The sequence below is a fragment of the Flagellimonas profundi genome, from assembly GCF_017313275.1.
Classification (GTDB): Bacteria; Bacteroidota; Bacteroidia; order Flavobacteriales; family Flavobacteriaceae; genus Flagellimonas; species Flagellimonas profundi.
On record NZ_JAFLNM010000001.1, the window covers coordinates 1559161 to 1573971 of the forward strand.

Genomic DNA, 14811 nt, shown 5'->3' on the forward strand with positions numbered 1-14811 from the left:
ACTGAACAAGTTACAATATAGAGACCATTTCCTTGAAAACGCACAAAATTGAATTACCAATTGTTTACGGTTTTCAAATTCAGTTTGTTTCAATGGTTCTGAACGTAAGGTTCACTCTTGATGTTCCAACTTTTTTAGTTGGTGGTAAACGGTGCGACCAGTGCTCTTGGGTTGCACCTTTCATGACCAATAAACTACCATGGCCCAATTGTAACTCCACTTTTTTTTTGGTGGTTTTGTGTTTAAAAACAAATTTTCGCTCAGCCCCAAAACTCACAGAAGCTATGGCACCATTCCGTTTCAATTCTTTTTCATCATCGCTATGCCAACCCATACCTTCTTCTCCCGAATGATACAAATTGAGCAAACAGGAATTATAGGTCTCCTCCGTAAGTTTTTCGACAAGCTTTTTGAGCTCCATGAGCTCAGGTGTCCAGAACAATGCCTTTTTAGTGCTTTGGGAATAGGTATATTCAAAGGGACTGTCCCCATACCAAGCCACTTTTCGTTTGGTCACGATTCGCTTGCCGAACATATGGATCACATCGTGCTCCCAAGGAATGGTCTTTTGTAGTTGTCCAAAGTAAAAATCAGCTTGATTCTGATTCACCATAGGACCAAAATAATTTACAATGCCATCCTTGGGCAGTAAGTTTTGACCTGGGTTTATTTCATTGACAAATAAATCCAAATCTAAATACCAGAAGCTTTTTCCTTAAGCTGGTTAAACTGGTTCAACAACGCTTGATACTGGTCCTTTTCCTCTTGGCCCGGAACCTTATCCGCACTACTTAAAATATAGTATAGATACGAAATCTGTGACACCATCACCACTTCCGGATAGGCGCCTTCATCATTCTTGAGCTGCTTTAAAATGTCTTTGTAATGCTTGATTTTGGCTTCCCCAACCTTTGATTTTTCAAGCTCTTTGATTTTATCCTCTACTTTATCCTGAAGCATCCTTGCCTCGGACAATAAATCAATTACTTTAAACTGAAGTTCCTGCTGTTCTTTCATATCGGACAAAGAAACCCCATCTTCTTCGAGTTTTGGATCCATAAGGACTTCAAAAGATTTCTCGAAGGATTGATCACCGACCGTTAGTTTTGCGGTGTACGTGCCAGGCAATACCATGGGTCCGTTTCTGTAGCGTCTTCTTTTGTTCTTTGCCCAAGCACCTTTTTGTTCCAAGTTCCAGTTGAAACGGTTCAATCCCTTTTTTGTTTCCAACTTTTCATCCATATAAACAAAAGTCATACTAAGGCTCATGTCCTCAACTTTTTCAGTAGTGGATTTCAGTTTTGTAGAGTCGCTCACAATGGTCGCCACTTCTTTTCCTTGAGCATCCATAATTTGAAGGCTCACACCATCTTTGCTATCGGATGGCAGGTAATAATCGATAATTACACTGGTTGATGGGTACGCTGGGAAATCGCCTCCCCCCCTTGGAGTTTGATACCTGTATGTATCATCCGGCTTGAATAATACGGGAGTATCTCCCAATTGCGTAATGTTCTCATCTTGAAGGCTGGTAACATTGTCCAAAATCCAGAACCCACGTCCCATGGTACTCAACACCAAATCGCCTCGGAACAAGGTGATATCCGTTATAGGGGTCACCGGTAGGTTTTGTTGAAACTTTTTCCAAGTTCCGCCATCATCAAAGGACACGAACATTCCATACTCGGTACCTGCATACAACAATCCTTCTCGTACTGGATCTTCCCGTAACACCCTAGTGGTATGGTCGGATGGTATCCCATTGGATTCGGTACTGATCAGTTCCCAGCTTTTGCCATAATCATCCGTTTTGTAAAGATAGGGTGTGGTATCCCCCAACAAATGACGATCTACCGCAATGTAAGCCTTTGCCGGGTTGTGCTGGGATGGCTCCACAGACTCTACCCTGCCGCCTTTCGGCAATTTCTTTGGTGTAACATTGTTCCAGGTTGCGCCACCATCTCTTGTGATGGAAATAACACCATCGTTGGATCCCGTCCAAATAACACCTTTGCTTATTTTGGATTCACGGATGGAATAAAGCGTACTGTAATATTCTTCACCAGTAATATCCCTTGTGATCGGTTTTCCTGAAATAACCTGTTTATCGGGGTCATTTTCCGTTAAGTCCGGAGAAATAATTTCCCATGTTTTTCCACCATTACTGGTTTTGTGCAAGAACTGGGAACCCATGTACACCACTTCAGGGTCGAATGGAGAAACATGGATAGGGGCTACACGCTGGAACCTATATTTTAAATCCTTTGGATTGTGCCCATAAATATTGGATGCGCCAATGGAATACTCACGACTTTGCCCTGTTTTTTTGCTGTACACGCTAAAGCGGCCCTTACAGTTGTTATAAACGATATAGTGATTGCCGGGCATTGGAATTACGGGACCGGTTTCACAACCTCCAACAGCCATCATTACACTTCCGTTCGCTGGAGATGTTGCCTTTGGGGCCATACTTGGAATGGCCAAGGTAGTGTTGTCTTGCTGCGCTCCATAAACCCAATATGGGTATTGGTCATCCACTGCTACTTGATAAATTTCAGCTGTAGGTTGGTTGTATTGGGTAGACCATGTTTTTCCACCATTGTGGGATACATTGGCGCCGCCATCGTTACTTTGGATCAACAAATCGGGATTGTCTGGATTGAGCCAGATATCGTGATTGTCACCATGGGGAACACTCATCCTTGTCCATGTTTTTCCTCCATCCGTGGATTTTATCAAAGGATTGGCATTGGAATAAACAATATCCGGGTTGGTAGGGTCCAATTCAATATTGGTATAGTAGAAAGGGCGGTTAACCAATCTTACATCGTCTGAAACATGTGTAAAGGATTTACCTTGATCAACGGATTTATATAGTCCTCTATCCTCACCTGGAGCTTCAATAACGGCATAAAGTATTTTGGAGTCGATGGGTGATACGGCCAAATCAATCTTTCCGATCAATCCTTCTGGAAGACCTTTTTCCAATTTTTCCCAGTCTTTTCCACCGTTAACGGATTTATAAATACCTCCTTCGCTGTTCTTTCCGCCGGAATCGATGGTCCAAGGCGTACGGCGTGCTTTCCACGCTGCAGCGTACACAACATTGGGATTACCAGGAAGAAGTTCCAAATCGGCAAAACCAGTTTCTTCGGAAACATATAACACCTTTTCCCAAGTTTTACCGCCATCGGTTGTTTTAAATATGCCGCGTTCTTTATTGGGTTTAAAAGCGTTACCAATAGCTGCCACCCAAACAATATTGCTGTTCGTAGGGTCTATTTCAACGGCACCGATCTGACCTGCATTTTCCAATCCGATATGCTCCCATGTTTTTCCAGCATCAATGGATTTATACATGCCTTTCCCTTGAATGATGTTACTACGAATTCCATCGGAACCTGTACCTACATAAATGATATTGGGATCATTGGCGGCAACTTCGATAGCCCCAATAGATGGGGTTTTAAAAAATCCATCGGAAACATTGTGCCAACTGGTTCCGTAGTCCTCGGTTTTCCAAACACCGGCACCTGTAGCACCAAAATAAAAAGTACCGGGAAGCATTGCCGTTCCTGTGACGGTGGTTACCCTACCTCCTCGAGCGGGTCCAATGGTACGGAATTGCAAGGCTTCAAAATCTTGGGCAAAGGTTGCACAAGTCAATAAAAACGTAAAAAGAAAATAAAATGAGCGTTGTTTTGAGGTCATGAGTCAGCTAGATAGTTTGGTTTATTCCCAAATCTACTAAATACCTAGCCAATCTGAAATGGTAACTATTGAGAATTACGGGCTTTTTTATTAAAACCAGTATTAATTACAAAATTCATAAAGACCAAAAAACAAATTTTCACACACATCAAGGTCAATTGAAGCAGTATATCATCAATTAGCCAACAATGGGTGGCTTATCAGCAATAAAGGGCTGATTGTACAATCGTCTTCCCTCTGCTTTGTACAAGGCATTGGCCAAAGCTCCCATTACCGGTGGAAAAGGTGGCTCTCCTAAACCTGTAGGATCAATTTCATTCTGCACAAAATGCACCTCAATGTTTTTAGGTGCCTCGCTATGCCTAATGATACGGTACTTGTCAAAATTATCCTGTTGGGTTGCCCCATCTCTAAAAGTAAGTCCCCCATACATCGCATTGCCAACACCGTCCACAATACCGCCTTCGCACATATTCGCAGCGGCATCGGGGTTGACCACAATACCACAATCCATGGCACACACTGCATTTTCCACTCGAGGGTTTCCATCATTGCCCTTGACCACATCAATAACATGTGCCGCGTACGTATTATGACAGAAGTATGCCGCTACGCCACGGAATACACCTTGTTTTTCGGTGCCCCAATCGGATTTATCCCTGACCAATTCCAATACACCGGCCAATCTATCCGCTTCATAATCATTGTTCTCCCCTACCGGATTGGTCATTGCCTTATCCAGAAGCTCCAATCTGAAAGAGATCGGGTCCTTCCCGGCCAATTCGGCAACCTCATCCAAGAAGGCTTGTTCCACACCGGCCATAAAATTTGACCTTGGTGCACGGAAAGCACCTATGGTGATATTGGAGTTATGCTCCCATTGCTCAGCCATATAATTGTCTACCGCCCCTGCCGGAAATCTATCAGCAAAAATGGGTGTTTCCGGTATTCCGCCGGCCTTCACGTGGAAGGCAACCAAATTATTGTTTTCGTCCAAAGCAGCTCTGTAGGTGGCCTGGTAAGATGGTCTGTAAATACCAAAGGTCATGTCGTCTTCACGAGAATAGACCAATTTTACCGGAGCTTTTACCTTTTTGGAAATGAGCCCTGCCTCTATGGCGTAGTGAGAATAGGCCCTTCTTCCAAAACCGCCTCCCATTCGGGTCATTTCAATATCCACCTTTTCCGGAGGAAGGCCCAGACTTGCTGCAATGGCTCCCTCAATTAACAGGGGTGCTTGCAAGGGTCCAGCCAATTTTGCGCCATCATCGGTAACATGGGCAAAGAAATTCATGGGCTCCATGCAGTTATGTGCCAAAAATGGGCAGGTATAACTTCTTTCAATAACTTTTGCAGCGTTTTTAAATGCACTTTCAGGGTCTCCATCTTTACGGACCACTTGCCCCGGTTTTGCAGCCATTTCTTCCATTTTGGCATGATGTGCATCTGTACTTTCGAGACCACCGGGAACTTTTACCTGAGATTTATTGCCAAACCTATCTACTGTGTATTCATAATCGGAAAAAGGCTCCCATTGCACATCCAATTTCTTTTTGGCGTTCATTACCTCCCATGTGGATTTCCCCACCACTACGACCAATTCCGTGAAGGCATTGGTATCGAAAAAGTTTCGTTGGTAATCTTCGGCGTAAGTCTTTATTTGGAAAACATCGACAATGCCGGGCATGGATTTGGCCTGCGTGGCATCAAAAGACTTCAATTTTAATCCGAATGCCGGTGGATGGGCTGCCATGGCCACCAAAGCACCTTCATATTGATAATCCACTCCAAACATGGGTTTACCGGTCACAATTTTTTTGCCTTCAACATTCTTTTTGGAATTGCTGATTATCTTAAACTCTTTAGGCGATTTCAACGTAACTTCTTCAGGTACGGCAACGTCCATAGCTGCAGCAGCCACTTCTCCGTATCCCAATGTGTTACCTGTGGGATCATGGGTCAATACCCCATCAGCAGTCGATATTTCCGACACTGGCACTCCCCATTGTGTCGCAGCGGCTTCTTTAAGCATTTGCTTGGCCGAAGCGCCCACTGTTCTGAGTCCTTCCCATCTTGTACGTATCCCTTGACTACCCCCTGTAAATTGTCGGCCATAGATATCTGCATCATAGGGTGCCATCTCTACCATTACCTTTTCCCAAGCAATATCCAGTTCTTCTGCCACCAACATGGGCATGGAAGTCATCACCCCTTGTCCAAATTCAGGATTTGGACAGTAAATGGTGGCAACCCCATTTTCCCCGATTTTCAAATACGCATTGATTTCGAACCACTCCTCGGGCATTTCCATGACCGCTGCTTCCGTAACCTGTTTGGGTTTACAGGAATTCAGCCAGCTAAAGCCCAAGATCAGTCCGCCTCCTGCCAAACTGGAGTTACGCAAAAAGGCCCTACGTCCAAGTGTATTGATATTTTTTTGTTGTGACATGTTGTGGTAGTTTTTAGATGATTAAATCAGTTCTTATTTGGAACTGGCAGCCAATTTCACAGCTTTTTTGATGCGGGTGTAGGTTCCGCAACGGCAGATATTGCCGTTCATGGCCATCTCAATTTCATTGTCGGTCGGGTTCGGGTTTTTGTCCAGCAAAGCTGCGGCGGTCATAATCTGGCCCGCCTGACAATAGCCGCATTGGGGCACATCCACTTCCAACCAAGCCTTTTGTACCGGGTGATCGCCCTCTTCGGACAAACCTTCAATGGTTGTGATCTGTTGATTTCCCACAGAAGCCACCGTAAGCATACAGGCGCGGGTGGCAGTACCTTCCAAATGGATGGTACATGCACCACATTGTGCGATACCGCATCCATATTTTGTTCCTACAAGGTTCAAATGGTCGCGAAGCACCCAAAGCATGGGAGTTGATGGGTCCGCTTCCACCTCATGGTTTTCGCCGTTGATATTGAGTGTATATTTTGCCATTATTTAAGTGTTTGTCCTAAATTACAAACAAAACCCTATTCAATTCAAGTAAATGATAAATAGAATTCCATTTAATATGTTAAATATCAATAGTTTATCATACTGGACACTATAAATTCAACCAGTACGTCAGTTTTAGGTTAATTGATCTAAAACGGGGACCAAAATCCCCAGTGAAATAATTATCGTTATATACAAGGAATAAATCAGAAAGCTGAGCAAATCGCCATTGCAACCTGGAATTTATACCAAGGTTTTCTTGGCGATCACTATACTGCGCCAAGGTTGACCAAAAAAGCTTTTTGCTAAAGGAGATTTCCGCCCGAAAAGTCGTGAAAAATATTTCCGCCTCGGCATAAGGTCCCGGTAACCTGATATTGTTATAATCAAAACCCAAACTGAATTGTGCCTTTGGCTGTATACGTATACCAAGCTCTCCCCTTACACCTGTAATATCACCATTGAAAAACCGTCCCAAAGTTGTTTCTGCATTATACGTAAATACATTTGTCGCGTTGGATTGGTAACTAAGATTGAACTGGTTAAAATAATACCCAGTATCTCCCGGCAAGGGTTCAGCTCCAGGTGTTCTTGTAGGATCAAAAGGATCTAACAAATAGATATAGTTATTAGAGAACCTTGCCTCTACCCTTGCTTGATTTCTAAAGAACGTTTCCCAACCAAAACGATACATATGGTCGGTTTTTTTGTAATCTAGACTTGGCCTCCAATAAGTAATGCCCAAAAAACCGGGAGAATGCGTGTTGAACACCTTTGAATTGTCATAAATTATATAGTTGATCCCAGTGCCCCACTTCAATCTGTCGGTACGTGGCACAAAACCAAGATCAGCCGTAAAGTCTTCGTCAATGTATACCAGGTCCTGTGTTATGTCCCAATGGCGGGGATTATAGGTTACCGTAGCTTGAGAAGAAAAATTTCCCACACGGTCGTTGGGCTGAAATGATTTGTGGAGGTAGAACCGCCCGTTCCAAATATTATCGGCAGAGGCCAAATTGTAATCTACTCCAAAAACCCTATTAAACTCTTCACCAGGCTCAAGAAAAGAATCATTTCCCATAGCCTGTCGGTTGACCCAAAAAGCTCCAATATTCGAGCGTTTGCCTATTTTTCTTTGCAAGGTCACCATCATATTGTTGTTGGAAGGTATTTCGTTGATTGCGTCTTTAGCAGTTTGAATGTTCAAAAAACCTAAACGCCAATTATTATCCAATTTTCCGCTCAGTCGGGCACCTGCTATAATGTCATTTTGGATAAGGTTGCCCAATGTGTCGCGGGCCAATCCTATTCTTCGTGAAAAAAACGGTCTAGCTTCATTAAACGTATTGCCGAAATTTTCGAAAAGGTCGCTATTATCAATAAAAAACTGTCTCTTTTCGGGTAAGCGGACTTCAAATCGAGTCAGATTGGTAAAAATATCATCCACTTCCACGTTTGAAAAATCAGGGTTTAAAGTCAAATCCAGATTCATCCCATTGCCAATGGCTATTTTGGCATCGCCCCCTGTTTTAAACTTTGTTTTGGCATCATCGACTGCATAGTCTTTTTCCGCCAGTGCATTTATATAGGGAATTATGGCAAACGGGGTCCTTGAACGGCCCAAAGGTTTTTCAAAGTGCAGTTCCCCCATATCCGCCAAACTGGATAAGTTTTGATTTTGGGGCACTTTTACCCAAGTATCCTGTTGATTTGCCTGATTATTCCATCGGTAAGGACGAAAACGCCAGCTTGTGGATCCCTCAACAAATTTCAATGAGGTAAAGGGTATGGCAATCTCTATAACAAAGTGGTCATCAAAACGGGTGGCTTCTGCTTGCCATTTAATATCCCAGGTATTGTTAAAGTCATTCCCTCCATCGGAAACCAACCCTTCGCGAAGTACGCCATAAGGGGTCACCCCAAAAAAATAGGCCGTAGTACCATCACTGAACGTATCGAACAATAATGAAATATTGTCATTGGAAAGTGCTCCAAAATCCCTTCTTAAGGTTGATACTACATAATCCCCAGGTGGTTTTTCCGCATAGATACCAACATATAAATGGGTATCGGAATAGAGGATACGAATTTCCGTGGGATACTCAGCCGCAACCTGATCCGACGGAAAAAATTGTTGGAAATCCCCAGCTATCTCCGTTGTTTGCCATATAGGTTCATCCAGTACCCCATCCAAAGTAATTTCTTGATCGATGTATTTTGCCGTAACAGTTTTAGGGGAATCTTGCCCCCAGATTTTACCCCAAAAAACAACAACAAAAATAATAAGTACCCATTTCATATTTTTTTTCATCCTACTTTACTTTGATTGTTTAGCTAATTATACACTACAAAAATAACGGGTCGAACCGCCATCCCATGTACCCAAGTTACGGATGTTCCTACCATTATTACAGATTACCTATACTTGTTTTGATTTACTGACAATCAACTTCTTATATTTATGGGATAATTAAAGAGCAATGAAGAATATTCTTAACATTGACAACGTATCGGATTATTTTAATCTACGAAAATATGAGATACTACACCCTATGGTGGGTATTATGGACTATTCAAAAATTTCTGAAAGAAATTATTCCAACAGTGGTTTTGATGCACTCCATTTTGGCTGCTATGCAGTCTTTTTAAAAGAAAGTAAAGGATGTAAAATAAAGTATGGGGGCAAACCCTATGACTACGATGAGGGAACTATGGTTTTTGTAGGACCTGGACAAACCGTGGAATTGACCACCAACGACCCAAACTATATCCCAAAAGGATATGTTTTGCTATTTCATCCAGATTTACTGCTCGGGACAGAGCTGGCCAAGAAAATACACGGGTACTCTTTCTTTTCCTATTCTGTAAAAGAGGCCCTGCATTTGTCCACTAAAGAGCGTCATATAATGCTAAGCCTTTTGGATAAAATTCAGTTTGAGTTGGAACAAAACCTTGATAAACACAGTAAAAAGCTGATTGTTTCCAATATTGAACTTCTATTGGATTATTGTTTGCGATTTTATGACCGACAGTTCCTCACCCGTGAAAATGTGAACCATGGTGCGCTACAGAGTTTCGAATCCTTATTGACCGATTATCTAAATTCAGACAAGCCTAAAGTCTCTGGTTTGCCTTCTGTGGCCTATTTTGCTGAACAGCTTCATCTATCTTCCAATTATTTTGGGGATTTGGTCAAAAAAGAAACTGGCTACTCGGCCCAGGAATACATTCAGAACAAACTGATTGATGTGGCCAAAGAAAAAGTTTTTGACCCTAATAAATCCGTTAGCGAAATTGCCTACGAGCTTGGTTTTAAATATCCTCAGCACTTTTCAAGATTGTTCAAAAGCAAAGTAGGATATTCCCCAAATGAGTTTAAAATGCTGAATTAAATTCATGCATTACCTTCAATTACACTCGTAATTCCGTTGCATTAAGGATAAAAAAACCGGCAAAACTTTGTTTTGCCGGTTTGTCGGGATGACTGACCTCTTGAAGAGGCGCTAACCCATTAATATCCAGAATATTATGTCGATTTTCCCAAAATAGGACATCCCATAGGACATCTTCGTGTGAAATAATGATTTTCACAACGTAAATATCGATATTTAAAATCAAACCACACCATCTTGTTTTATTTAATTTTAAATCAAAATAGACAAAGGAATTTTTGTGAGTTCAAAATCTCATCACAAACAAGATGAGTATCTATTCACTTGCCAACCCTTTGGGACGTTCCGGGACAGCTTTGGAACAAACACTACTCTTACTCAACTAAATTTACATAATGATTAATCTTACTCATACTATCTTTAAGCATAACATTATTCTTTGAATTTTCCCAAAATAAATGACTCCATAGCAGATTCATCCAATGGTTTTTCTATAAACGACGAAACGTTTGGCAACGCATTGGCTCTTTCCCTATCCCCTGGGTATATGGAAGACGTCAAAACATGAATCTCCATGCTTGTTTCAAGCATTAAGGAATCTATCTCCTCAAGAAACTCCCAACCATTCATCACGGGCATATTGATGTCCAAAAAAATAATAAAGTGTTTATCCGGATTGTTCTTGATATATTTCAGACCTTCCAAACCGTTATAGAATATGGTAATGGGAATGCCCTTTATTTTCTGTTCGATCAAGTTTTGATTTAAAAAATTGGTGATGGCATCGTCATCAATCAGTAGTATTTCCTTGTTCATTCTGAAAATTTTGGTTGGTTATCTCTATAACTTTATGTAATTCTTTATCTATTTCGTCAACGGAACTGGAAATAATTGCCAGAAAATCCTTTGTTGAGAAAACTTCCTCCCCATAAGCTTTTTGATGGATCAAAAGGGACATAATCCTGGTCAAGGGCAAACGAACGGCATGTGACTGTAGCCAGGCAATTTCCGTGAGCATTTTGTTTTGTCCCTTTATTTTTTCCAATTGTTCCCTTGCCTCCGTAATGTCCGTTACCGATCCAATGGTTTTAACTGGTTTATGATGGCAATCCCTCTGGACATAAAAACTATCCAGAACATATGCCATGGAACCATTTTCGGATATGGTCCGATATTCAATCGACCAGTCGTCTTTTTCAGATTCGAACAAATGATTCTCAAGGGTATTCCAGACATGTTGCCTGTCTTTTGGATGGATTCTTTTGAACCAATCATTGTCTATTTCAAAGGACTGTTTGGATATTTGTTCTTCAACACGGTCCGAAACTTGGCAATATAAAAAGGTATTGGAACGGTGGTCAAGTTCCCATATGACCTGTTTACTGGCCGACATAGCCAATAGAAATCGTTCCCTACTTATCTTTAACTGCAACTCATATTCCTTCTCTTGGGTAATATCCCGGATCGTTCCCTCAATATACAGTGGTTCACCTGTGGATTCATCGGCAATCATTTGGATTTCCTGATGCACCCATTTTACGTTCCCGTTGCCAGTGATGATCCTATGTTCAAATTTTGTAATGACACCTGGTTCCAAATGGTTGTTGGGGTTTTCCTCGATAAGGTATCTATCCTCGGGATGAAAGGCCTTGGTGATATTTTCCATGGTCGGGATGAAATTATCAGGCGTATAACCATAAATCCGATATGTTTCAGGACTCCATTCTCCTAGGTTAGAACGGAAATCCCTATACCAATATCCTATTTTTGCTATCCGATGGGCCCTGATAAGCCTATCATTGGTCACCCTTAAAGTACGTTCTAGGTTCTTTTGGCTCGTAATATCCTTGGCGACAGCCATTACGAGCTCTTGATCTGTATTAACGGTACTTGACCATATGAGCCATTTATTCATATCATTTTTGGCCAACATTCGTATTTCAATACCCTCGACCCTTTCCAGACCACAACGGTTTGGCAACATTTGATCCAATTTGTCCCGGTCGGATTCATGCATAAATGCTTCAAATTGCCCTCCAATGATTTGGGATTGATTTTTGCCTATTGCCATAGAGAAGGCTTTATTGGCCTGTTTTATTCTTCCATCAAAGCCAATGATGCAGAAGGGGTCGGGTGAAAGTTCGAAAAATTCCAAATATTCTCTTTGGATCATTCTTTGTTTGATCATCCCCCCTAATTGCTGACCAACTCCATCCAAAAAATATAAGGCATCATCCAATTCAACTTTTGGCTTTTTTGAGAACAGCAGAAGACATCCGATGGATTCCTGACCTGAAAGTATGGGCAGACCTATACAGGTTCTGAGCCCAACTTTTTTGGCAAAACTTGATCGAATAAATTCGGACTTCTTGTCAAAATCATCCCATATCATCAATGTATTCGTCCGGTCGATTTTACCCTGCACTCCCTTCTCCGTTGAAAAATAATCAACGGGCATGGGGTGATTCAAAAAAAGCTCACCGCTCTTACCCTTGCTGGCTTGCCCCAGTAAGTTAAATTTCGTTCCGTCCTTCGATTTCAACCACACCTCAGCTGCTTCCATATCGCATATTCCGGACAATTTATCCAGCATATGGTCAAGGCCGCCCCGTAGGCTTCCCTTTTTCCCAAAAGCTTTTAGGAGGTCCAATGAAACCTCTTTTTTCGATTTGGCCATTACCCGATCGGTAACATCTTTGGAATTCATGACAATTCCTTGGATACTGGGCTCGGCCAAATGGTTGCTCAAAATGGATTCGACCCACCTCCAGTTCCCATTGGAATGCCTAAATCGGAAGGGGTCCACCGCTATTTGTTTGGTGTCTTGCACTATTTTAACGGCTTTCCTCAACCTTGGTACATCTTCAGGAAACAAATGGTCAAAAAAACAAGTATCCAATAAATCATGGGGCGAATATCCCATTTGGTTTTCATGGGACGGGGAAAGATACCTGCAAGTCCCCTCCGAATCCAAGATAGAGATCAGATCGGTCCCGTTCAGTACCAGACTTTTGAACCTACTTTCGCTGTTCTTCACTTTGTCCAACACCTCCGATTGATTGATCAAATGGTTTAGATTTGTTGTAAGTGTATTCAACAATTGCACTTCTTCCTTTGTCCAGATCCTTTCCAACTTTTGGTCTTCCAAACCAATAAACCCACGGAAAGTACCAGACACTAAAATAGGTAATGCCAATAAGGACTTTATGTTTTCCGAATCCATTGAATCCAAAAGACCTGGATCGATCACCTCCGACTTCTTAATTGCAAAAACCCTTCCTTTCCGGACTCGTTCCATCAGGTATTGTAATACCGGAAAAGGCAATTGGGGAAATTCCCTGCTATCCGGGTCAGTTTCCATATCAGAACCTGTCTTAGCTTTCATCAAAGTGATCCTATCCTGAGTTGGATCGCTCTGAAAAAAATATATGCGATGGATTTTCAGGGTTTCCAACAACAATGTAAAACAAACATCCAACGCTTTCAACCAATCCGAATGACGGATCAAATTGTTGTTCATATCCGAAATAGCTTGAAAAAGTCTGGTTTGGGAGAGCAATTTTTTTTCGTATTGAACAGTGTCGGAAATATCGATGGCCACGATAAGCTCCGCCATCTTACCCTTGTATTGGATCAAATTGCCCTTCAGGAATACTGGAAAAACCGTCCCATCTTTTTTTTTGTGACGATAATAACCTTCCTTATAGGAACCATCCCGTTTTTGGGTATTTTGTACGGCCATTTTCAATTTGGGGACATCCTCTTTTGGTCGAATAGCCTTAAGGGTCATATTTAGAAAACGGCCCCTTGAAAAGCCATACTGGCGGACAGCGGCATCATTTACCTTTAGAAAACGTAGTGTCTCTATATCGTAAACCCACATTGGGTGCGGGCACAAATCAAAAATGTAATCTTCCGAAAAACTGGAAACTTCTAGGATGGGGGACATTCCTTTTGAGGTTGGTGAATAAAATTTGGGATAACTAAAACGGTTCAAGATCCTTGACCGTCACTGATAATAAATAAACCTTCTAAGAATCATATTGATCAGAAAATTGGATAATGGACTAGAATCAATACCTAGTAACTTCAAAATCCAATATTACCTTAATTTAACATGCTATATTGGTAGTTCCAAAACTATAAATTTAATACAAAATTAACAATAGAAATTTCGCATTGAAGGGATATAAATATTTATAGATCCAAATAGTAATCTTACCTTAAGACATATCCAATACTATCCATAAAGCGTCGAATCAACGTTTATCTCCAGTTACGGCATCTACCATTATTTTTTTTTACCACATGAAAGAATACCCCATGTAGTCACTTGGTTTTGCCGTGACTCGGATGGCTCAAAGCCATACCATTTTTCAATTTCGTTTATTAAAGAACTTTTGATACGTATTCATATTGATTTAAAGAGGAGATAATTGCAAATTCGATGTTTTCCGAAATTACGAAACACACGTATTATCCGAAACCCAGATGAACCTGGAATTGTACTTTTTGAACAGTCATGATCTACACCCGTAACATCTATGATACAATCCCGAATGCATATGGCATTCTCCCATCTTTTCTGGAAACGCCGGACATAGTATAGCGCCTTTCCCGGGCCACGGTGAGCATTGTTAACCCATATTAGGGCACTAGTTTTGATTTGACCTCTCCGTAACGTTCCAAAAGTCGTTTTATGCCAAAAAGTACCATTGTGAACAACCAGATAGACAAATGAAAACTATATCGGATGTTAAAGCGCAA

General features: G+C 41.5%; 8 protein-coding genes. 1 reads left to right on the plus strand and 7 read right to left on the minus strand.

Translation table 11 applies throughout. The features are described from left to right. Positions 1 to 79: 79 nt before the first annotated feature. The 5 genes from J0654_RS07245 to J0654_RS07265 form a co-directional block, all read right to left on the minus strand. A complete protein-coding gene (locus tag J0654_RS07245; protein WP_207027197.1) occupies positions 80 to 691 on the minus strand; it encodes an alpha-ketoglutarate-dependent dioxygenase AlkB family protein in 612 nt (203 codons plus the stop codon). A 2-nt stretch (positions 692 to 693) separates the two neighbouring features. Then, on the minus strand, positions 694 to 3711 hold the full coding sequence (locus J0654_RS07250) for a WD40/YVTN/BNR-like repeat-containing protein (protein ID WP_207027199.1): 3018 nt from the start codon (positions 3709 to 3711) through the stop codon (positions 694 to 696). Between the two features lie 178 nt (positions 3712 to 3889). Beyond that, entirely contained in the window at positions 3890 to 6160 is a 2271-nt protein-coding gene (locus J0654_RS07255) for a xanthine dehydrogenase family protein molybdopterin-binding subunit (protein WP_207027201.1), read from the minus strand. Positions 6161 to 6193: 33 nt separating this feature from the next. After that, the gene (locus J0654_RS07260) at positions 6194 to 6652 is read right to left on the minus strand and encodes a (2Fe-2S)-binding protein (protein WP_207027203.1); all 459 of its coding nucleotides are present in this window, start codon (positions 6650 to 6652) and stop codon (positions 6194 to 6196) included. A gap of 109 nt (positions 6653 to 6761) precedes the next feature. After that, positions 6762 to 8963, minus strand: a complete 2202-nt coding sequence (locus J0654_RS07265; protein ID WP_237685903.1) for a DUF5916 domain-containing protein — start codon at positions 8961 to 8963, stop codon at positions 6762 to 6764. Between the two features lie 169 nt (positions 8964 to 9132). Here J0654_RS07265 and J0654_RS07270 point away from each other — a divergent pair, with 169 nt between their 5' ends. After that, positions 9133 to 10044, plus strand: coding sequence for a helix-turn-helix domain-containing protein (locus J0654_RS07270; protein WP_207027205.1), 912 nt, complete (start codon positions 9133 to 9135; stop codon positions 10042 to 10044). 432 nt (positions 10045 to 10476) lie between these two features. On the opposite strand, the gene J0654_RS07275 is transcribed toward J0654_RS07270, so the two are convergent. Both J0654_RS07275 and J0654_RS07280 read right to left on the minus strand, forming a co-directional pair. Then, a complete protein-coding gene (locus tag J0654_RS07275) occupies positions 10477 to 10860 on the minus strand; it encodes a response regulator (protein WP_207027207.1) in 384 nt (127 codons plus the stop codon). Further along, positions 10835 to 13993 carry a PAS domain S-box protein gene (locus J0654_RS07280; protein ID WP_207027209.1) on the minus strand — a complete coding sequence of 1053 codons (3159 nt, stop codon included), beginning with the start codon at positions 13991 to 13993 and terminating at the stop codon, positions 10835 to 10837. The genes J0654_RS07275 and J0654_RS07280 overlap by 26 nt, the downstream gene beginning before the upstream one ends. Positions 13994 to 14811 lie beyond the last annotated feature (818 nt).